The 19,928-nt window shown below is 63.7% G+C and carries 20 protein-coding genes; 15 read left to right on the plus strand and 5 right to left on the minus strand.

Annotated elements, in window-relative coordinates; translation table 11 throughout:
* Window positions 1-105: 105 nt before the first annotated feature.
* On the minus strand, window positions 106-1,194 hold the full coding sequence (locus tag ACIQC5_RS07300; RefSeq protein ID WP_400279966.1) for a ferritin-like domain-containing protein: 1,089 nt from the start codon (window positions 1,192-1,194) through the stop codon (window positions 106-108).
* Window positions 1,195-1,299: 105 nt separating this feature from the next.
* Here ACIQC5_RS07300 and rimP point away from each other — a divergent pair, with 105 nt between their 5' ends.
* The 6 genes from rimP (at window position 1,300) to ACIQC5_RS07330 (ending at window position 7,643) form a co-directional block, all read left to right on the plus strand.
* The gene (rimP, locus tag ACIQC5_RS07305) at window positions 1,300-1,911 is read left to right on the plus strand and encodes a ribosome maturation factor RimP (RefSeq protein ID WP_400279968.1); all 612 of its coding nucleotides are present in this window, start codon (window positions 1,300-1,302) and stop codon (window positions 1,909-1,911) included.
* Window positions 1,911-2,891 carry a transcription termination factor NusA gene (gene nusA / locus ACIQC5_RS07310; protein ID WP_400279970.1) on the plus strand — a complete coding sequence of 327 codons (981 nt, stop codon included), beginning with the start codon at window positions 1,911-1,913 and terminating at the stop codon, window positions 2,889-2,891. The genes rimP and nusA overlap by 1 nt, the downstream gene beginning before the upstream one ends.
* Window positions 2,892-3,086: 195 nt before the next feature.
* Window positions 3,087-3,428, plus strand: coding sequence for a YlxR family protein (locus ACIQC5_RS07315; protein ID WP_400279972.1), 342 nt, complete (start codon window positions 3,087-3,089; stop codon window positions 3,426-3,428).
* 152 nt (window positions 3,429-3,580) lie between these two features.
* Complete coding sequence (gene infB, locus ACIQC5_RS07320; RefSeq protein ID WP_400279974.1) at window positions 3,581-6,436, plus strand: translation initiation factor IF-2; 2,856 nt, start codon at window positions 3,581-3,583, stop codon at window positions 6,434-6,436.
* Between the two features lie 77 nt (window positions 6,437-6,513).
* The gene (rbfA, locus tag ACIQC5_RS07325; protein WP_400279976.1) at window positions 6,514-7,017 is read left to right on the plus strand and encodes a 30S ribosome-binding factor RbfA; all 504 of its coding nucleotides are present in this window, start codon (window positions 6,514-6,516) and stop codon (window positions 7,015-7,017) included.
* 143 nt (window positions 7,018-7,160) lie between these two features.
* Complete coding sequence (locus tag ACIQC5_RS07330) at window positions 7,161-7,643, plus strand: nucleoside deaminase (RefSeq protein ID WP_400279978.1); 483 nt, start codon at window positions 7,161-7,163, stop codon at window positions 7,641-7,643.
* A gap of 10 nt (window positions 7,644-7,653) precedes the next feature.
* Here ACIQC5_RS07330 and ACIQC5_RS07335 read toward each other — a convergent pair whose 3' ends face one another.
* The gene (locus ACIQC5_RS07335; RefSeq protein ID WP_400279980.1) at window positions 7,654-8,817 is read right to left on the minus strand and encodes a pyridoxal phosphate-dependent aminotransferase; all 1,164 of its coding nucleotides are present in this window, start codon (window positions 8,815-8,817) and stop codon (window positions 7,654-7,656) included.
* 34 nt (window positions 8,818-8,851) lie between these two features.
* Here ACIQC5_RS07335 and truB point away from each other — a divergent pair, with 34 nt between their 5' ends.
* From truB to ACIQC5_RS07375, 8 genes are all read left to right on the plus strand, one after another.
* A complete protein-coding gene (gene truB, locus ACIQC5_RS07340; protein WP_400279982.1) occupies window positions 8,852-9,775 on the plus strand; it encodes a tRNA pseudouridine(55) synthase TruB in 924 nt (307 codons plus the stop codon).
* Window positions 9,776-9,777: 2 nt separating this feature from the next.
* Window positions 9,778-10,131: a hypothetical protein gene (locus ACIQC5_RS07345; RefSeq protein ID WP_400279984.1), complete on the plus strand. Its 354-nt coding sequence runs from the start codon at window positions 9,778-9,780 to the stop codon at window positions 10,129-10,131.
* Window positions 10,132-10,151: 20 nt separating this feature from the next.
* Window positions 10,152-10,592 carry a hypothetical protein gene (locus ACIQC5_RS07350; protein WP_400279986.1) on the plus strand — a complete coding sequence of 147 codons (441 nt, stop codon included), beginning with the start codon at window positions 10,152-10,154 and terminating at the stop codon, window positions 10,590-10,592.
* Window positions 10,593-10,680: 88 nt separating this feature from the next.
* On the plus strand, window positions 10,681-11,664 hold the full coding sequence (locus ACIQC5_RS07355; protein ID WP_400279988.1) for a bifunctional riboflavin kinase/FAD synthetase: 984 nt from the start codon (window positions 10,681-10,683) through the stop codon (window positions 11,662-11,664).
* Between the two features lie 161 nt (window positions 11,665-11,825).
* Window positions 11,826-12,095: a 30S ribosomal protein S15 gene (gene rpsO / locus ACIQC5_RS07360; protein WP_017198030.1), complete on the plus strand. Its 270-nt coding sequence runs from the start codon at window positions 11,826-11,828 to the stop codon at window positions 12,093-12,095.
* A 240-nt stretch (window positions 12,096-12,335) separates the two neighbouring features.
* Window positions 12,336-14,588 carry a polyribonucleotide nucleotidyltransferase gene (locus tag ACIQC5_RS07365; RefSeq protein WP_400280170.1) on the plus strand — a complete coding sequence of 751 codons (2,253 nt, stop codon included), beginning with the start codon at window positions 12,336-12,338 and terminating at the stop codon, window positions 14,586-14,588.
* 159 nt (window positions 14,589-14,747) lie between these two features.
* Entirely contained in the window at window positions 14,748-16,091 is a 1,344-nt protein-coding gene (locus ACIQC5_RS07370) for a M16 family metallopeptidase (protein ID WP_400279991.1), read from the plus strand.
* 87 nt (window positions 16,092-16,178) lie between these two features.
* Window positions 16,179-16,640 carry a DUF1579 family protein gene (locus tag ACIQC5_RS07375; protein ID WP_400279993.1) on the plus strand — a complete coding sequence of 154 codons (462 nt, stop codon included), beginning with the start codon at window positions 16,179-16,181 and terminating at the stop codon, window positions 16,638-16,640.
* Window positions 16,641-16,667: 27 nt separating this feature from the next.
* Here ACIQC5_RS07375 and ACIQC5_RS07380 read toward each other — a convergent pair whose 3' ends face one another.
* Window positions 16,668-16,976, minus strand: a complete 309-nt coding sequence (locus tag ACIQC5_RS07380) for a hypothetical protein (protein WP_400279995.1) — start codon at window positions 16,974-16,976, stop codon at window positions 16,668-16,670.
* Window positions 16,977-17,093: 117 nt separating this feature from the next.
* Here ACIQC5_RS07380 and ACIQC5_RS07385 point away from each other — a divergent pair, with 117 nt between their 5' ends.
* The gene (locus tag ACIQC5_RS07385) at window positions 17,094-18,365 is read left to right on the plus strand and encodes a helix-turn-helix transcriptional regulator (RefSeq protein WP_400279997.1); all 1,272 of its coding nucleotides are present in this window, start codon (window positions 17,094-17,096) and stop codon (window positions 18,363-18,365) included.
* Here the strand turns inward: ACIQC5_RS07385 and ACIQC5_RS07390 are convergent.
* Both ACIQC5_RS07390 and moaA read right to left on the minus strand, forming a co-directional pair.
* Window positions 18,362-18,628 (minus strand): MoaD/ThiS family protein, encoded by a 267-nt coding sequence (locus ACIQC5_RS07390; protein WP_400279999.1) that lies wholly within the window; start codon window positions 18,626-18,628, stop codon window positions 18,362-18,364. The genes ACIQC5_RS07385 and ACIQC5_RS07390 overlap by 4 nt on opposite strands.
* A 4-nt stretch (window positions 18,629-18,632) precedes the next feature.
* A complete protein-coding gene (moaA, locus tag ACIQC5_RS07395; protein WP_400280001.1) occupies window positions 18,633-19,763 on the minus strand; it encodes a GTP 3',8-cyclase MoaA in 1,131 nt (376 codons plus the stop codon).
* Window positions 19,764-19,928: the final 165 nt, after the last annotated feature.

The following is a 19,928-nucleotide window of genomic DNA, read 5'->3' on the forward strand; positions in this document are numbered from 1 at the left end:
CACTGGAACCCGCTCTGCACCAGCATGGCAAGGCTCTCCTATTTACCCGCGCAGTGCCCAAGCCTGCCCGCGCAGTGCTCAAGTTGGAGGTTCGTGACGCTGGACTCAGGCTCCGTCGCTTGCTGTTGGCGTCGGCAGCGGAGGCAAGCTGCCGGCGTCGAGGTCTAAACCAGGCAATGGGGACAGTGCGGCGCCCCAACCAAGAGCCCGACGACTTGCCGCCATCAGGCCCTCGATGGCCCACGCACGGGTGTTCCCCGTGGACAGCGCAATCAGGTCGCCGTAGCCGGGCAGCGAGGAGGCTTCCAGCGCACCCAGCGAGGCAGCAGGGTGCTCCGCGAATTGTTCCGGAAGCCTGTAGCCAGCCTCGCGCGTGGGCACGTCACCACAGTTCTCCCGGGTCAGCGCTTCGGCCTTCACCAGCAGATCTTCGTGCGCAGCGAGGCCCTTGGCGGCGGTCAGCGCAGCCGGGTCGCCCAAGCGCTTGAGCGCCACCTGGTACACATACACGGCCTCCTGCTCCGAGCGCACGGTCGCGGCCAAAGCGCTGTCCGTCGTAGCCGCGGAAGCGTCAGGGCTGGGGCTCGCCGTGGGGCACTGTACGTCGGTACGCGCGGCAGTCGCAGGGGCGTCCGACGTCAGCTCCGGCACCGTCAGTTGCCATTGTGCAGCGAGCTTTTCGGACTGAAGCAGCTGAGCGGTTCCGACGGCGGCGAGCAGCCGGGCGATTCCGCCGTCGGCCGCGGTGGCATCGCCGAGTCGACGCTGACCACTCTCGGCAAGGTCCGCCAGCAGGGCGGCACGGGTCGGCTTTTCCTCCGGTTCGTTGCCATCCTGTGATGCCGTGGACGAAAGTGTCGTAGAGGGTCCGCTGGTGGATCCGGCCGGTGCGAGCAGGGCTTGTGACTGCGTTGTCAGCAATGTCACAGCCTCGGCGAGTCCGGCCTCTTGGGGGTCGGCGCCGGCGTCGGTTGCGGTCATTTCCAGCAATCGTCCGGCCGCATCTCGAAGCCGCATGGCGTCGTCGAATGCCTCCATGCGGGCAGATTCTGAGAAAGGCACAGCTGGGGGAGCCGCGGGATCACGCGGAATCAGCACTATGCCGGTGCCTGCAACCAGCAGCGCCACAACGGATACAAGGAGGACCCTGGTCCACGCAGATGTCCGTGGTTTTTCGCTTGGTTGCTGGTTCACAACACACCATGTTGTCATGCGGGGCAGGAACTCCGTGCACCAAGTTCCCCGGAAAATCGTTAGGCTAGTAGTCACAACAACATCTATCGGGAGGCGGCGGGCAGCGTGAGTGACTCGGAAGCCACGACTTCAACGGACCGTACGGAACCAAACTCAACGGCCACCATCCACAACCCGGAAGAGAGCAGGCTCAAGGCGCTGCTCGAACCGGCTGTCCTAGCCAGCAGGCTCTACCTCGAGGATGTTTCCATCCACGTTGCCGGTTCGCACCGGACCGTCCACGTCGTCGTGGACCTTCCGCAGGAAGAGACCGGCGGTGTCAGCCTCGACGCCATTGCGGACGTTTCCCGCGGGCTGTCGGACATTCTGGATAACGATCCCCAGGACGACGGACGCCCATATGACCTTGAGGTTTCCTCGCCGGGCGTCGGGCGGCCACTGACCGAACCCCGCCACTGGCACCGGGCCCGCGGCCGGATGGCCAAGGTCAACGTCATCCAGGGCGAGAACATCCTTGGCCGGATCACGTCCGTGGATGAGGACGGCGTGACACTCGTGCCCGAGCATGAGGTCAAGAAGGGGATGAAGCCCAAACAAGGCGATCCCGTGACTATTCCTTTCGACAGGATCCGCAACGGAAAAGTCGAGATTGAATTCAGCCACCTCCACGAGGCCGGGCTGGAAAACGAACACAATGGACCTTCCGAGGAGGCCTAATGGATATTGACATGAGCGCACTGAGACTCCTGGAGCGTGAGCGTGAAATTCCGCTGGACCTCCTGATCCCCACCATCGAGCAAGCGCTCCTGGTGGCTTACCACAAGACGCCCGGCGCCTTCGAGAAGGCTCGCGCGGAATTGGACCGCAAGAGCGGCCATGTGACGATTTGGGCCACCGAAATCGATGACGACGGCGAGGCCATTGGCGAGTTCGAGGACACTCCCGCCGGATTCGGCCGCATTGCTGCCAGCACCGCGCGCCAGATCATCCTGCAGCGATTGCGTGACGTTGAAGATGACAACGTCCTTGGCGAATTCAAGGGCCGCGAAGGCGAGCTCGTTGCCGGCATGATCCAGCAGGGCAACAACCCGCACATGATCCAGGTCAACCTTGGATCCGTCGAAGCGTTGCTGCCGCCCCCCGAGCAGGTTCCCGGCGAGAAGTACCTCCACGGCAGCCGGCTTCGTGCCTTTGTCATCGACGTCCACCGTGGCGCCAAGGGTCCTTCCATTACTCTGTCCCGTTCGCACCCGGGCCTGGTCCGGAAGCTCTTCGAAATGGAAGTTCCGGAGATCGCGGACCGGTCCGTGGAGATCGTGGCACTGGCCCGTGAAGCCGGACACCGCACCAAGATTGCCGTAAAGGCGAACACGCCGGGCATCAACGCCAAGGGTGCATGCATCGGCGAGATGGGCTCACGCGTCCGCGCTGTCATGACCGAACTCAACGACGAGAAGATCGACATCGTCGACTTCAGCGACGACCCGGCAACGTTCATTGCGAACTCATTGTCGCCGTCGCGAGTGAATTCCGTCACTATCACTGACGAGGCCACCCGTTCTGCCCGTGTTGTGGTGCCGGACTACCAGCTGTCGCTGGCGATTGGTAAGGAAGGCCAGAACGCGCGGCTTGCTGCCAAGCTGACCGGCTGGCGCATCGATATCGTCTCGGACGCTGCGGCGCCAAAGGCCGACTAACTGCCGTGCCGGCAGCTCTGGTCGCTGGTTTGGCGCGATCCCGCCCGGGCTGTCGGTTTCGACTGTCCGGCGCCGGGGGCTAGAATGGATGGAACCGGGCTTACGTCCGGTATCCGCGCGCTTTGGCGTGCCTCAACTGCATTGGCAGGACCGGGGCCGGCGGGCGTCAGTTGCAGAGGCAGGTAAGGACACATCGTGGCTGAACTGCTTCAACATGGCCATGTGCCTGTGCGCACCTGCATTGGATGCCGGAAGCAAGGCTCCCGGTCCGAGCTTCTCCGGCTGGTCGCCCAAGGCGGCGGATCTTCCGCTGTCCTGGTGGATGAACGACGCCGGATGGCCGGCAGGGGTGCGTGGCTGCACCCCAACGAAAAGTGCTTGGCATTGGCGGTCAAGCGGCGTGCTTTCGGAAGGGCCCTTGCGGGCGCAACCGACCCGGGCGCCGTCGAACGCTACATCATGCCAGGCACGCCACTTGTGGAGGCTCCGGCAGCCACAGGAAAACCGTCCAAACCTGAAAGCGGGTCAGAAAACTGATGGAAACCCGATGAGTTCCCAGCGATGAGTGCGTAACGATGACAACTTTGTTGCGCTCTGCAATGGGCCTTTCCGCCGTGTATGCGGCAGGGGCCCGCAGTAAGAAGTAGACGGTTCGTGCCTGGCTCGGTGCGGACCGAGACAGGAGAAATGTGGCCAAGGTCCGCGTACATGAGCTCGCCAAAGAGCTCGGTATTACTTCCAAAGATGCAGTAACCAAACTGCAGGAATTGGGCGAATTCGTTCGCTCCGCCTCTTCCACCATTGAGGCCCCCGTCGTGAAGAAGCTTCGCGACGCCTACCCGGGTGCCGGCGCTGCAAAGTCAGCCGCTCCCGCAGCCGTTCCCGCGGCAACCCGTCCGTCCGCTCCCGCAGCAAGCCGTCCGGCTGCTCCGGCTCCGGGCCCGGCAGCGCCGAAGGCTCCCGCCCCGGCGCCAGCTGCCGCGGCTCCGGCAGCGCCCGCGGCACCCGCCGCTCCGGCAGCACCGGCAGCATCCACCACCCCGGTTTCGGCCAAGCCCGGTGCACGTCCTGCCCCCAAGGCAGAGACTCCGGCTCCGTCCCGTCAGGGTGGCCAGGCTCCGCGTCCCGGTGGTCCGCGTCCGGGCAACAATCCCTTCGCAACGTCCCAGGGCATGCCTCGCGGCCGTGGTGGCGACGGCGAACGTCCGCCGCGTCCGGGCAACAATCCCTTTGCAACCTCCCAGGGCATGCCCCGTCCGGGTCGCAATGAAGGCGAACGCCCCGGTGGCCCGCGTCCCGCAGCTGGTGCAGGCGGTCCCCGTCCTGCCGCCGGTTCCGGTGGTCCCCGTCCGGGTGCTCCGCGTCCCGGTGCACCCCGTCCGGGTGCTCCGCGTCCGGCCGCCGGCCCCGGTGGAAACCGTCCGACTCCGGGCATGATGCCCAACCGTACCGAGCGTCCGGCTCCGGGTGGCGCAGGCCGTCCCGGTGGCGCTGGCCGTCCGGGCGGACCCGGTCGTCCGGGCGGCGCTCCTGGTGCCGGTGGCGGTACCGGTGGCGGCGCTCCCGCCGGCGGTGGCTTCGGCAAGGGTGGCCGCGGTCGCGGTGGCACCCAGGGTGCCTTCGGTAAGGGCGGCGCAGGTCGCGGCAAGCAGCGCAAGTCGAAGCGTGCAAAGCGCCAGGAACTGGAGCAGATGAGTGCTCCGTCGCTGGGTGGCGTATCGGTACCCCGCGGCGATGGCGAGACCATCATCCGCCTGCGTCGTGGCTCGTCCATCACGGACTTCGCCGAGAAGATCGATGCGAACCCCGCTTCGCTGGTAACCGTGCTGTTCCACCTCGGTGAGATGGCAACGGCCACGCAGTCCCTCGACGAGGACACCTTTGGCCTGCTTGGCGCCGAACTCGGCTACAAGCTCCAGGTTGTTTCGCCGGAAGACGAAGAGCGCGAGCTGCTCGACCAGTTCGATATCAACATCCAGGACGAACTCGACGCCGAAGGCGACGATGTCCTTGAGGCACGCCCGCCCGTTGTCACGGTCATGGGTCACGTCGACCACGGTAAGACCCGCCTGCTTGACGCTATCCGCAACTCCAACGTTGTGGCCGGCGAGCACGGTGGAATCACCCAGCACATCGGTGCTTACCAGATCAGCCACGTCCACGAGGGCACGGCCCGCGACATCACCTTCATTGACACCCCCGGTCACGAGGCCTTCACGGCCATGCGTGCACGTGGTGCCAAGGTCACCGACATCGCGATCCTGGTTGTCGCAGCCGACGACGGCGTTATGCCGCAGACGGTGGAAGCACTCAACCACGCCCAGGCAGCCAATGTGCCGATCGTCGTCGCTGTGAACAAGATCGACAAGGAAGGCGCCAACCCGGACAAGGTCAAGGGCCAGCTGACCGAGTACGGCCTGGTTCCGGAAGAATACGGTGGCGACACCATGTTCGTTGAGGTCTCTGCACGCCAGAACCTCAACATCGACGAACTGATCGACGCTGTGCTCTTGACGGCAGATGCCGCCCTGGACCTGCGCGCCAACCCGGACAAGGACGCTCGAGGCATTGCCATCGAAGCGAACCTGGACAAGGGCCGCGGTTCCGTGGCCACCGTCCTGGTGCAGTCCGGTACCCTGGCCGTCGGTGACACGATCGTGGCCGGTACGGCACACGGCCGCGTCCGCGCCATGTTCGATGAGAACGGTGAAGCACTCGACGTCGCCCTGCCGTCCCGTCCGGTACAGGTCCTCGGCCTGTCCAACGTGCCGCGTGCAGGTGACACCTTCCTGGTGACCCCGGATGAGCGTACGGCCCGCCAGATCGCTGAAAAGCGTGAAGCTGCCGATCGCAACGCCGCACTGGCCAAGCGTCGCAAGCGCATCAGCCTGGAAGACTTCGACCAGGCAGTTGCCGAAGGCAAGATCGACACCCTCAACCTCATCCTCAAGGGTGACGTGTCCGGTGCCGTGGAAGCCCTCGAAGACGCCTTGCTCAAGATCGACGTCGGAGACGACGACGTTCAGCTCCGTGTCATCCACCGCGGTGTGGGTGCCATCACGCAGAACGACGTCAACCTGGCAACGGTGGACAACGCCATCATCATCGGCTTCAACGTCAAGCCGGCCGAGCGCGTCGCCGAACTGGCCGACCGCGAAGGCGTGGACATGCGCTTCTACTCGGTCATCTACGCAGCAATCGATGACATCGAGATGGCGCTCAAGGGCATGCTCAAGCCGGAGTACGAAGAAGTCCAGCTGGGTACCGCCGAGGTCCGCGAAGTCTTCCGCTCTTCCAAGTTCGGAAACATCGCCGGCTCGATCGTCCGCACGGGCATCATCCGCCGTAACACCAAGGCACGTGTCAGCCGCGACGGCAAGGTCATCGGTGACAACCTCACCGTTGAGACGCTCAAGCGCTTCAAGGATGACGCCACCGAAGTCCGTACCGACTTCGAGTGTGGTATTGGTCTTGGCTCGTTCAACGACATCACCGAAGGCGACATCATCGAGACCTTCGAAATGCGCGAGAAGCCGCGCGTCTAGGTTCCGCTTGGAACGGGCCCGCCGGGTAACCCCGGCGGGCCCGTTCCGCACCCGTTTCTACTTTCCAGGAGGAATCCATGGCTGATCCGGCACGCGCTGCCAAGTTGGCACAGCGGATCAAGGTTGTCGTTGCTGAAGCACTGGGGCGCCGGGTCAAGGACCCACGCGTCGAGGCCATTACGGTCACTGATGCCCGCGTCACGAACGACCTTCAGCACGCCACTGTTTACTACACCGTGTTCGGAGACGAGGTAGCCCACGCGGATGCCGCGCGGGCGCTGGAGAAGGCGAAGGGTGTCTTGCGGCAGGAAGTTGGTCGCAACATCACCGTGCGCCTGACCCCGACACTCGAATTCGTGGCTGACCAGATTCCGGTCAACGCCTCGAACCTTGAAGAACTTCTGCGGGTCGCCAAGCAGCGTGACGCCGAGGTAGCCGCCCTGGCCGCCGGCGCGCAGCACGCTGGCGAGGCAGACCCCTACAAGAGCGATGCCCCGCAGGACATCGATGAAGACGACTTTGACGAGGAAGACATCGACCTCACGGACGATGACGAACTCGACGAGGACGCAAGCCGCTAGGTCCGTCCACGTGGAAAGGCCGGTTCCCCCCCCAAGGAACCGGCCTTTCTCGTACCCAAAGGTTTTGGTACAGCAAAAGACCCTGGGAAAGCGGGTTCATCAACGCGTTAGCTGTACACAAACCCGGTGGCTAAGATCGGAGCATGTCGGTGCACAGCGCTCAACAGCGGAATGACTATTTGAACCGTGCCATACGGCTTGCGGTGCAGAACGTGGCCGACGGCGGCGGGCCCTTTGGTGCCGTCGTGGTCACCGCGGACGGAACCGTTCATGAAGGGGTCAACCGAGTGACCCGCGACAACGATCCCACAGCCCACGCCGAGGTGGTGGCCATTCGTAACGCCGCTTCCACCACGAAGAACTTCGACCTCAGCGGATCGGTGCTCTACGCCAGCTGCGAGCCCTGCCCGCTCTGCCTGTCCGCCACGCTGTGGGCCAGGATCGGACGTGTGTACTTCGCCGCAGACCGCCACGGGGCCGCGCGCGCAGGTTTCGATGACGCCGTGTTCTATGAGTACTTTGCCGGCACCCGGCCCGAACTGCTGCCGGTGGAGCATGCCCCGGTGGAGGCCTCCGAGGACCCGTTTGATGCCTGGCGGAACAACGAGGAGCGCACCGACTACTGACATCCAAGTGCTAGCGCGCCTCGGGCCGCGCTGGCAGCCGGCCAACGCCGTCGAGCAGTTCCTGCTGGCCGCCGCACAAGGCGATCCTGATCCAGCCCTCACCGATGGACCCGAAAGCCGTACCGGGCGCGAAGGCGACGCCTGCGTCAGCGAGGAATGACCGCACCCATGACCGGACGCTGCCGCCGCTGACGTGGGAGACATCAGCCCATAGGTAGAAGGCGCCCTGCGCGCCGAGGAACGGTATGCCCTTCGCAGCAAGAATCGCTGACGCTGCATCCCTGTTACTCCGGTAATGCTGCCGCGCCTGGTCAACGTAGTCCTGAGGACCCGTCAAAGCCGCCAAAGCGGCGTACTGCGATGGCGAAGCGACGCAGGACACGATCGCCTCCATGACGTTGTTCATGGTCTTTTCCAAACCGGGAGGGCAGACCACGGCACCGATCCGCAGCCCTGTCAGGCCATAGGTCTTGGACAGCGTCAAGGACGTGAAGACGCGGGCCTTGCCGGGGACGTGACTGTCGAACTTGGCCGGGCTGACGTGCGGAACGTCGAACGTGAAGGATTCGTAGCACTCGTCGGAAATGATCCAGAGGTCGTGCCGCAGCGCGAGTTCCACCAACTGGCGCGTGGCTGACTCGCTGATCACCGCGCCCAAAGGGTTCGACGGCGAGTTCAGCATGAGGACCCGGGTTCGCGGGGTGATCAGGGCCTCGATGTCCTCGATGTGAGGCTGGAAGTCATTGCGTGGATACAGCGGATATTCCACGGGCACCGCGTGCAGGAGACTGGCCGTCATGGCAAAAGTGGGGTAGCCCGGGTTGGGGATCAGAATTTCGTCGCCGGGGGAGAGCAGCAAGCTCATGGCGAAGTGAAGCCCCTGCTGGGCACCGTCCACTACGTAGACCCGCTCGGCACCGATCTCCACGTGGTTGTGCTGCCGGAACCTGGCGGCAAAAGCTTCCCGGAGAGCGGGAATTCCGGCGTTCGGTGTGTAGTTGGTCTCGTCCCGGTCAAGGCAGGCAATACCGGCATTGAGGACATGCCGCGGCAGCGCAAATCCCGGTTCGCCAATGCTCAGGACGATCGCATCCGGCGTGGCCCAGGCGGCTTCTGTGATTTCACGGATCTGGTTCACGGGGACGTCGCGGACGTGCGCGGCAAGCTCAGGCATGGGAGCCATCCTAGCCACCCATATACTGGTAAGCGTGCTTTCTGGACTGGTGATCGTTGACAAACCGCAGGGATGGACCAGCCATGATGTGGTTGGCCGAATGCGGAGACTTGCTGGTACCCGGAAAGTGGGTCACGCCGGAACGCTGGATCCCATGGCCACGGGTGTGTTGGTTCTGGGAATCAACAAGGCCACGCGCCTCCTTACCTACATCGTGGGCACGTCCAAGACGTACACCGCTACCATCCGGCTTGGTGAATCCACCATCACCGACGACGCCGAGGGCGAGGTCACCGAAGCCCGCAGCGCGGCAGCCGTCACGGACGACGCCATTGCCGCCGGCATCGCCATGCTGACCGGACCCATCCAGCAGGTCCCCAGCAGCGTCAGCGCTATCAAAGTCAACGGCGAACGCTCCTATGCCCGGGTCCGCTCGGGCGAGGAGGTCAAGCTGGCCGCGCGCCCGGTCACCATCCACCGCTTCGACATGCACGGCATCAACAGGGTCGACGGCGGGACGGTAGTTGACGTCGACGTCACCGTGGAATGTTCTTCTGGTACCTACATCAGGGCCTTGGCCAGGGACCTCGGCGCAGCCTTGGGGGTCGGAGGCCACCTCACCGCCCTTCGCCGGACCCAGGTGGGTCCGTACTCGATCGAGCAGGCACGCACTTTGGAAGAGTTGGCCGAGGATCTTGAGGTCCTGGAAATGTCCCTTGCTGCACGCGCACTCATGCCGAACCGGGAATTGAGCGATGAAGAAGCCACGGAGATTTCCTTTGGACGCCGGATCGCTGCAGGCCCCGGAGCCGGCACGCCCAACGCCGCCACTGCCGAGAACCCGGCGGCGGCCTTTGCGCCGTCCGGCGAACTCGTAGCACTGTTGGCTGACGCCGGCAGCTTCGCGAAGCCTGTGCTGGTGTTCGCGCCGGGTACAGGGACAGGACAGGACAAATAGGCATGGACGGATATTTCTACTCCATCCTTGTCGTCGGCCTGATTTCCACCATCACGTGTGTGGTGGCTGGACTGATGAAGAAAGCGCCGAACGATCTCACCATCTTCTCCGTGTTGGCCGTGGAGCTCGCGTTGCTGGTCTACCTGGTGGGTTCGATTGTGCGCGTTGCCCTGGGCGAGCAGATGGCCGGTGAAGCCTGGGAGTTCTGGGGTTACCTGATCACAGCGTTGATGATTCCACTGGGCGCCGTGTATTGGTCCATCCTTGAACGTACGCGCTGGAGCAACTTCGTCCTCGCCGCAGTGGGGGTCACCGCCCTTGTCATGGCCGCCCGCATGAACCAGATCTGGTACTGACTTTGAAGGAAAAACGAAACGTGACTGGAACCGAGACACAGGCCGCCGATCAGGAGCCCCAACAGTCGAAGAAGGACACCCGGAATACGGGTCCAGGACGCCTGCTGATCGCCGTCTATGCCGTCTTCGCCCTGTCCGCGACCGCGCGCGCCGGCTACCAGATCGCCACGAAGTTCGCCGAAGCCCCGCTGGCGCACATCCTTTCGGCGTTCGCCGCCGTCGTCTACGTTGTGGCGACCATTTCGCTTGCGAAGCCAGGACGCACATGGTTCAAGGTGTCACTGGCTGCGGTCCTGGTGGAACTGGTCGGCGTGCTGGTGGTGGGCGCAATCAGCCTGTTCGACCCCGTCGCCTTCCCGCACGACACCGTATGGTCCCTGTTTGGCCGCGGTTATGGGTTCGTGCCGCTCGTGTTGCCCGTACTTGGCCTTCTGTGGCTCAACAAGCGCCGGCCGTCCTGAGCTGGGCACCCTTGCGGGTAACCTTAGAATGTTCCGGCGCCGGGAGGTTGCCGGGCGGAACGAATATCTGCAGTAAAAGGCGAGGTTGATGGTCCACATCTGGAACGATCCCACTGAGGTCCCCGAGGACTTCGGCCCCACTGTCGTTACCATCGGAAACTTTGACGGTGTCCATCGTGGCCATCAGCATGTGCTTGCGCAATTGACGAACACCGCCCAACGGCACAACATGCCCTCCGTCGCCGTGACCTTCGATCCCCACCCGGCCCAGGTCCACCGACCCGACTCCGCCCCGGAACTCATCATGGGCCTCCAGGACAAACTGGACGCCCTCGGCGAAACCGGCGTGGATGCTGTGCTCGTCATGAAGTACACGTTGGACCTGGCGGCGATGACGCCTGTCGAGTTTGTCCGCGATGTCCTGCTGGATGGGCTGCACGCAGCCCATGTGGTGGTGGGGCACGACCTCCGCTTCGGTGCAGGAAACGTAGGCGACGTCGTCACCATGCAGGAGCTCGGTGATGAGCTCGGGTTCGGAGTGCAAGTTGTCAACGAGTACGGCGCGGAGGGCTTCCCGGTCCACGACGACGGCGACGCTGACCGCCGCTGTTCCTCCACCTGGGTGAGGGAAGCCTTGTCCGAAGGCGACGTCGTGACGGCTGCCGCCGTTCTGGGCCGGCCCCACCGCATGCGCGGTGAAGTGGTCCACGGGGCTGCCCGCGGCAGGGACCTGGGCTTCCCCACGGCAAACCTGTCCCACGACTCAACGGGCTACGTTCCGGCTGATGGCATTTATGCCGGATGGTTGATCGACCAGTCCGGCACGCGGTGGCCTGCCGCTATCTCGGTTGGTTCGAACCCCACTTTTGATGGTGTCAGCCGCCAAGTAGAGGCCCATGTCATTGACCGCCCGGAAGAGAATGTGGAGGACTTCGACCTCTACGGGCAGACCGTTGCGGTGGAGTTCACGCAGCGCCTGCGCGGCATGGTGGCATACCGCGGTCCAGAGGCCCTGGTGGAACAGATGTGCCTGGACGTAGCCCAAGCGCACGAGCTGTTGGCCAAAGCCTAAAGCGGCATTTCGACAACAATGCTGACCTACCGGTAAACTGATGAGTGGATCCGGCTGCAGTCCGTGGCGGCTGGACCTGTTTTTGTGTGCGGCAACGCATCAAAGGCAACCCGTCAGCGAGGCGCTGCACCGGGAGGCACGGCACAACTCTAGGAGTTCACGTGGCACTTGACGCCGCTGTAAAGCAGTCCATCATCAAGGAATACGCAACCTCTGAAGGCGACACCGGTTCGCCCGAGGTCCAGGTTGCAGTCCTGACCCAGCGGATCAAGGATCTGACTGAGCACATGAAGGAGCACAAGCACGACTTCCACACCCAGCGCGGTCTGCTGGCCATGGTTGGTCGTCGCAAGCGCATGCTTTCCTACCTGAAGAACACTGACATCGCCCGCTACCGTGCGCTCATCGAGCGTCTCGGCCTGCGCCGCTAGTCTGCCTTTAGGGGCGGCCCGGTCCCTCGCGGAACGGGCCGCCTTCTTCACAAACAACTAAAAACAGGAATCAACCGCATCGCGCATTCGCGGTCCTCGGTAGTGATTCCCGGGAGGTTCATCGGTGACGATGAAGCCCGTGGATCTCGATCGATGACCGGGTGTCGTACAGGCCAGGAATAAAGAAGAGGCCTGGGTTGATGCGGTGGACTTCCGCTAACAGAAACGGAGGTGACTCTCTTGGAGGGTCCCGAAATCCAGTTCTCAGAAGCCATCATCGACAACGGCCGTTTTGGCAAGCGCGTCATTCGCTTTGAAACCGGTCGTCTTGCCAAGCAGGCCGCTGGCGCGTCCATGGTCTACATCGACGAAGACACCGCGCTGCTCTCGGCAACCACCGCAGGCAAGCAGCCGCGCGAAGGCTTCGACTTCTTCCCGCTGACGGTTGATGTTGAAGAGCGCATGTACGCTGCCGGCCGTATCCCGGGCTCGTTCTTCCGCCGCGAAGGCCGCCCGTCCACGGAAGCCATCCTGGCTTGCCGCCTCATGGACCGCCCGCTGCGCCCGGCATTCGTCAAGGGCCTGCGCAACGAGGTCCAGATCGTCGTCACCGTCCTGGCGATCAACCCGGACGAGCTCTACGACGTCGTCGCCATCAACGCATCCTCGATGTCCACGCAGCTTTCCGGCCTCCCGTTCTCCGGCCCGATCGGTGGCGTCCGCGTTGCCCTCATCGCCGACGAGCACGGTTCGCAGTGGGTTGCTTTCCCCAAGCACTCGCAGCTCGAGAACGCCGTGTTCAACATGGTGGTAGCCGGCCGCATTGCCGGTGACGACGTCGCCATCATGATGGTTGAAGCCGAAGCAACGGACAACTCCTGGAACCTCATCAAGGAACAGGGCGCAACTGCTCCCACCGAAGAGGTTGTTTCCGAGGGTCTCGAAGCGGCAAAGCCGTTCATCAAGGCTCTCTGCGAAGCACAGGCCGATCTTGCTGCCCGTGCAGCTAAGCCGACCGTCGAGTTCCCGGTCTTCCTGGACTACCAGGATGACGTCTACGCAGCAGTGGAAGCCGCTGCCGCCGACAAGCTGGCTGCAGTCTTCCAGATCGCTGACAAGCAGGACCGCGACAACGCTTCGGACGCGCTGAAGGACGAGGTCCTCGGCGCACTCGCCGGCGACTTCGAGGGACGCGAGAAGGAACTGTCCGCAGCATTCCGCTCTGTCACCAAGCACGTTGTGCGCCAGCGCATCCTCAAGGACCAGATCCGTATCGACGGCCGTGGCCTGACTGACATCCGCCAGCTGACGGCTGAGGTTGAGGTTCTGCCCCGCGTTCACGGTTCCGCTATCTTCGAACGCGGCGAGACCCAGATCATGGGTGTCACCACGCTGAACATGCTCAAGATGGAACAGCAGATTGACTCGTTGTCGCCGGTAACGCGCAAGCGCTACATGCACAACTACAACTTCCCGCCGTACTCCACCGGTGAGACCGGTCGCGTCGGTTCCCCGAAGCGCCGCGAAATTGGCCACGGTGCCCTTGCCGAGCGCGCCCTGGTTCCGGTTCTGCCGACCCGCGAAGAGTTCCCTTACGCCATCCGCCAGGTGTCCGAGGCTCTCGGTTCCAACGGTTCGACGTCCATGGGTTCCGTTTGCGCCTCCACGCTCTCCATGCTTAACGCTGGTGTGCCGCTGAAGGCCGCGGTTGCCGGTATCGCCATGGGCCTGGTTTCCGACCAGGTTGACGGCCAGACCCGCTACGCAGCTCTGACCGACATCCTCGGCGCCGAAGATGCTTTCGGTGACATGGACTTCAAGGTTGCCGGTACATCCGAGTTCGTCACGGCCATCCAGCTGGACACCAAGCTCGACGGCATCCCGGCTTCGGTGCTCGCAGCAGCCCTGAAGCAGGCCCGCGAAGCCCGCCTGCACATCCTCGAGGTCATCAACGCAGCGATCGACACCCCGGATGAGCTCTCCGAGTTCGCTCCGCGCGTCATCGCCGTCAAGATCCCCGTTGACAAGATCGGTGAAGTCATTGGCCCCAAGGGCAAGATGATCAACCAGATCCAGGAAGACACGGGCGCGGACATCTCCATTGAAGATGACGGCACGGTCTACATCGGCGCCACCAACGGTCCGTCTGCTGATGCAGCACGTTCCGCGATCAACGCCATCGCCAACCCGCAGGTACCGGAAATCGGTGAGCGCTACTTGGGTACGGTCGTCAAGACCACCACCTTCGGAGCTTTCGTTTCCCTGACTCCGGGCAAGGACGGCCTGCTGCACATCTCCGAGCTGCGCAAGCTGGCCAACGGCAAGCGCGTGGACAACGTTGATGACGTCGTCTCCGTGGGCCAGAAGGTCCAGGTCGAGATCACCAAGATCGACGACCGCGGAAAGCTCTCCCTCTCCCCGGTTGTGGCCGAGGAAGAAGGCGCAGCGTCCGAGGAAGCTTCGGCCGAGGTTGCAGAAGAGTCCGCAGAGTAGTCTGCAAGCATGACCCGGCGGGGCCGGTGGGCTTGAAAAAGCGCCACCGGCCCCTCCGGGGTTTAACAACACCACCCCGCCCTTGACGTCACGCCGCTGGTACGATTGCAAGGCAGATTTGGCCGCCTCCGCGGCCCCCATGAACCCCGAAAGGTCTTAATGACTGTCGTACCCTTGCCGTTGGAGCAGACTGATCCCAGTGGCGAATTGATCCATGGTGCCGAGGGCGGTTCCGTTGTCCGGCGCTCGGTTCTTCCGGGCGGCGTCCGGGTCCTCACTGAGGCCATGCCGGGACAGCGTTCTGCCACCATCGGGTTCTGGGTAGCAGTTGGTTCGCGCGATGAAGCGGACGGCCAGCATGGTTCCACACACTTCCTGGAACACCTGCTCTTCAAGGGCACCAAACGGCGAACCGCTTTGGAGATCGCCTCCGCTTTTGACGAGGTGGGTGGCGAGTCCAACGCAGCAACCGCCAAGGAAAGTACCTGCTACTTCGCGAGAGTCCTGGACACAGACCTGCCCATGGCGATTGACGTCATTGCCGACATGATTACCGGCGCAGTCCTAGATCCCGCGGAGCTGGAGCAGGAACGCGATGTCATCCTCGAGGAAATCGCGATGGACAGCGATGACCCCACTGACGTCGCCCATGAGAAGTTCGTCGCGGCCGTGCTCGGCACGCACCCCCTTGCCCGCCCCATTGGCGGCACTCCGGACGCCATCAAGGCTGTGGCCAGGGATTCCGTATGGGAGCACTACCAGCGCTACTACCGTCCCGAAGAGCTGGTCATCACAGCTGCCGGTGGCTTGGACCACGACGTCGTGTGCGACCTCGTGCTGCAGGCGCTGAAGTCCGCCGGTTGGCAGCTTGACCCTGAGGCCGCCCCGGTGGAGCGCCGTGCCACGGATCGCGCCATTATCACCGGCACGGCGGGCTTGCATGTGGTCAAGCGTCCTGTGGAACAAGCCAACATCATCATGGGGTGCCCCACGATCGTTGCCACTGATGACCGCCGCTTCGTCATGAGCGTCCTCAACGCGGTGCTCGGCGGCGGGATGTCTTCCAGGCTCTTCCAGGAAATCAGGGAAAAGCGCGGACTGGTCTACTCCACCTATTCCTTCACTGCCGCCTACGCCGACGCCGGCTACTTCGGCATGTATGCGGGCTGCACTCCGTCCAAGGTCCGGCAGGTCCTGGAACTCCTCGGCGTCGAGCTGGAGAAGCTCGCCAAGGACGGGATCACCGAGGAAGAACTCCGGAAAGCGGTCGGCCAACTCAGCGGCGGGATTGTGCTCGCCCTTGAAGACACCGGCTCGCGCATGTCACGGCTCGGTCGGGCGGAACTGGTCTCTGGAGAATTCCAGGACATCGACGAAACCCTTGCACGCATCAAGGCCGTGACGGTTGAGGAAGTCCAGGATCTCGCCCGCGAGCTTGCGGCCGCCCCGCGGACCATCACCGTGGTGGGTCCCTTCGAGGAATCCGAGACGTTCGGGCTCTAGCCATGTCCCACGGTCTCTGGACTCCTGCAGTGTAGACAGGGCAGCATGATCACACGATGATGCTGCCCTGCCCACATTGGAGACGCCATGGAACCGTCCTCAACCGGCAACGCCGGTGAGATACTCAGTGCTTTCGTTGGCAACTGGCGCGGCATCACTGAACTTGCGGCCTCGCCCTGGGGTGCTGCCAGAACCGCGGAGGCAGAGGTCACCTTTGCCCGAGCCGCCGGTGGGTTTGCGGTAGTCCAGAGCTACAGGCATCGTGAGCCCGACGGCACCCACTTTGAAGGTCATGGCATGTTCACGGTTGATCCCGGCCACGGTGGCACCCTGTGGTATTACGTGGACAGCCTGGGCCGGCCACCCGTCGCTCCGGTGCGGGGCGTGTGGAACGCCGGCAAGTTGACGCTGGAACGGCACACGTCCGACGGCGTTGCACGGCACACATTCCGGGTTGAAGAGGGAGTCCTGGTCCACACCGCCGAACTGAGGTTGGAGGGCGCTGCGGCGTTTAGTCCGCTACTGAAAAGCGTCTTCCGGAAAGTGTGACTCGAGTGAACGTGCAAACGGCCGCGCTCACGAATCCTGCAGGGCCGGCGTTCCCGTGTACACGGTTTCGACGATCCGTGTTTGCGGGGAACCCATAAGAGCCGGTGCGTTTGACGCCGAACTCCAAACAACATCCTGCAGCCGCCGCTGCATCTCCGACGCCTGCCCGGACGTCGCAAAATCCAGTTCGACCACAATGAAGTGCGGATCGCCGAGCGGGCGGCTGATGCGGAACTGCTGAACTCCGGAGGCCGCCCGGTTCAAAGGATCGCGGTCGAAGGCCGCTTTCCACATGTCGAAATCCTTGATCCCGTGTTCAATCTGCAAGGTGTACATAGCCTTTCCTTTCAAAGGTTTGCGGGCGATGCCATCAGCGTAGGCGGCGCCAAAGGGACGCGGCTATCCCAGAATTCTGGGGATCCATGCGCGGTCAGGACGGCGCATACTGGGGTCATGGCGAGCTCGTGGGTACTCAATCGCGCCAAGGAGCGGATAGAGACCTTGATCCATTCCGGGGGAGAAGACCACGCTCTGCGGTCGGCAGTGCTGGCTGAACTCCGACAGGTGGTTGGCTTCGAGGCGTTCGTCTGGCCGCTGACCGATCCCGAGACGGCTACGGGTGTGGCGCCCATGGCCGAAATTTCCTGCCCCGCGGATGTGCCCCTGGTGATCAAGGCAAAATACGCGAGCCCGATAAATCGGTGGACAGCGCTGTCAGGAAACCCCCGGCCGGCAGCATCACTGTTTGCAGCCACAGGCGCTGACTTGGCCCGGCATCCGCTCTGGGACGGCATTTTGCGTGGATACGGCGTGGGGGACATTGCCTCGCTTGTTTTTGCGGACCAGCACGGAATCTGGTCTTGGCTGGACTTGTGGAGGCAAAGTAGCGATCCCGCGTTCAGCGACACCGACATTGCCTTCCTGGCGTCGCTTGCCCCAGTCATGACGCTCGGTCTGCGCAGGAGCAGGGCTCAACAGTTTCATGTGGGGTCACTTGGTCCGGCGGTGCCTGTTCCGGCCCAGGCAGTGCTGGTCATGAACGAGGACATGCACGTCGTGGGGCAGACGGCCTCCGCAGCCCAGTGGTTGTCACTCCTCCAACGGGCTCCCCGTCCCAACGCCGGTATTCCGGCGGAAGTGTTCAACGTCGTAGCCCAACTGCTTGCCAAGGAAGCCAAGGTGGACGGCCATGCATCCGCGGCACGTGTCCACGTAGGCCGCGGTCAATGGGCGTCGTTGCGGGCCGCCCGGATGATGAGCCCAGACGCTGGCGCGCCTGAGGATGTTGACGCGCCTGAGGACGTTGACAGGACAGGGGACGGTGGCGCGCCAAGGGATAGGTCCGAGCCCCTGGACAAATCCGGGCCAGCGGACAAATCCGGGCCAGCGGACGAATCCGGGCCAGCGGACAAATCCCGGGAACGTGACAACGAACGGACCGCGGCCATTGCCGTCACCATCCAGGAGTGTCCTCCTGCTGCGAGGCTCGGCGTCTTTGTCCGTTCCTATGGGCTGACCGCCCGCGAGAGGCAGGCCCTGGCCCTTCTGGCCATGGGCATGGAGAACGAGGCACTTGCCCAACGGATGGGGATTGCGCCCTACACGGTGCAGGACCATTTCAAAGCCATCTTCTCGAAGACGGGAATGCACAGCCGGGCAGGGGTTCTTGCCTTGGCGCTCGGTACCGCGAGCCGCAGCGAAGTCAGCTTCGAGGAACCGACCTAACCGCCGGCGAAAGGTGGCAGGACGTCGATGATGTCCTGCGCACCAAGCGGTGCGGAATGGTCCCGGACGGCAACTTCATTGCGGAGGAAGCTGCTGCGGGCAACGATCCGCGCCAGCGTTGGTGTTCCCTCCGGGGGCACGGGACGTTCGACGGCGAGGGCAGCGTCCAGCAATGCCGACAGGCTGGTGCCTTCCGGCAGCTGATGTATTTCTTCCTCTACGCCTGCCGCCGCGCGCGCGGCAGCGAAGTAACGGACAAGCAAGGGTTCAGCCTCCGATTGCGCTCATGCTGCGGTCCGGCTGCACAAAATCCGGTGCGCCGAGTCCCGTATGGTCCATGCCGTGGGCCTTGGGTTTGATCCACATCGCGTCCTGCCAGCGTTCTGCCAGTTCGGCGTCCGACGCGCCGTCGCGAAGGAGTCCCAACAGGTCGAATTCTTCGCGGGAGAACAGGCAACTCATGATCTTGCCCTCTGCGGTGATCCGGGTCCGGCGGCAGTCCGAGCAGAACGGCTCGGTGACCGAGGCGATGATGCCGACTGTACCGAGGACCTGGCCGGTTGCCTCACCGGAGGCGGCGTCCCGGCGTCGTACTTCAAAGCGTTCGGCGGGTGCACCGTCGCGTTCACGCGGATCGGAGCTGAGCACGAAGTCCCGGGAGAGCAGTTCCCGGATCTCGGCGGCGGTGATCATGTTGCGGCGGGTCCAGCCGTGATCCGCGTCCAAGGGCATCTGCTCGATGAACCGGAGCTCGTACCCGCGGTCCAAAGCCCAAGCCAACAGGTCCGGCGATTCGGCGTCGTTGATCCCGCGCATCAGTACCGCATTCAACTTCACCGGACCCAGGCCGGCAGCCCAAGCGGCGTCGACGCCGGCCAGGACGCGGTCCAGGAAAGGCCTGCGGGTGAGCTTGGTGAATGTTTCTTCGTGGAGCGAATCGAGCGAGACGTTGATGCGCGTCAAGCCCGCGGATTTGAGGGCTGCGGCCTTCTTGTCCAGGCCCACGCCGTTGGTTGTCATGGAGATGGGCAGGTCAGGATGCTCGATCCGAATCGCGGCGATGATGTCCACAAGGTCGGCCCGGACCAGCGGTTCGCCACCGGTGAGGCGGAGTTCCCGGACACCGAGTGCGCTAACGCCCACCCGGACGATCCGGACGATTTCGTCCTTGGTCATCACGGCTTGTTTGGAGAGCCACTCAAGTCCCTCGGCCGGCATGCAGTACGTACACCGGAGATTGCATTTGTCCGTCAAGGACAAGCGCATGTCGGTGGCCCGGCGGCCGTATCGATCCCAGAGCCCAACGGGCGTGCCGGCAGGCCGCGGAGGCGGTACCTGCGCACCCGTTGCCGCTTGGTTGCCCGACGGGGGCACCGGCATGCCTAGCTGAACACTCATAAATTCAGGCTACGCCACCCTGGCTTCAAGAGTGATACCGGCTACAGTCCGTTTCACGTAACGGACAAGACGCCGCGGCGGCAACCCTTTATGACCGCGACGGGCCCACTTCTTACGGAATCAGTACGCTTGGCCCCAAGAGGCCCGGAAGGCGTGCTGCGGCCC

Origin of the sequence: Paenarthrobacter sp. NPDC092416, from assembly GCF_044755025.1 — a bacterium.
GTDB lineage: Bacteria > Actinomycetota > Actinomycetes > Actinomycetales > Micrococcaceae > Arthrobacter.

Excerpts from the sequence above, each read along its gene's own strand:
- ACIQC5_RS07355 (WP_400279988.1), top strand. The coding sequence starts at position 10,681 with ATGGTCCACATCTGGAACGATCCCACTGAGGTCCCCGAGGACTTCGGC.
- ACIQC5_RS07330 (WP_400279978.1), top strand. The coding sequence starts at position 7,161 with ATGTCGGTGCACAGCGCTCAACAGCGGAATGACTATTTGAACCGTGCC.
- ACIQC5_RS07345 (WP_400279984.1), top strand. The coding sequence starts at position 9,778 with ATGGACGGATATTTCTACTCCATCCTTGTCGTCGGCCTGATTTCCACC.
- ACIQC5_RS07380 (WP_400279995.1), bottom strand. The coding sequence starts at position 16,976 with ATGTACACCTTGCAGATTGAACACGGGATCAAGGATTTCGACATGTGG.
- ACIQC5_RS07375 (WP_400279993.1), top strand. The coding sequence starts at position 16,179 with ATGGAACCGTCCTCAACCGGCAACGCCGGTGAGATACTCAGTGCTTTC.
- rbfA (WP_400279976.1), top strand. The coding sequence starts at position 6,514 with ATGGCTGATCCGGCACGCGCTGCCAAGTTGGCACAGCGGATCAAGGTT.
- ACIQC5_RS07385 (WP_400279997.1), top strand. The coding sequence starts at position 17,094 with ATGGCGAGCTCGTGGGTACTCAATCGCGCCAAGGAGCGGATAGAGACC.
- nusA (WP_400279970.1), top strand. The coding sequence starts at position 1,911 with ATGGATATTGACATGAGCGCACTGAGACTCCTGGAGCGTGAGCGTGAA.
- moaA (WP_400280001.1), bottom strand. The coding sequence starts at position 19,763 with ATGAGTGTTCAGCTAGGCATGCCGGTGCCCCCGTCGGGCAACCAAGCG.
- ACIQC5_RS07370 (WP_400279991.1), top strand. The coding sequence starts at position 14,748 with ATGACTGTCGTACCCTTGCCGTTGGAGCAGACTGATCCCAGTGGCGAA.
- ACIQC5_RS07335 (WP_400279980.1), bottom strand. The coding sequence starts at position 8,817 with ATGCCTGAGCTTGCCGCGCACGTCCGCGACGTCCCCGTGAACCAGATC.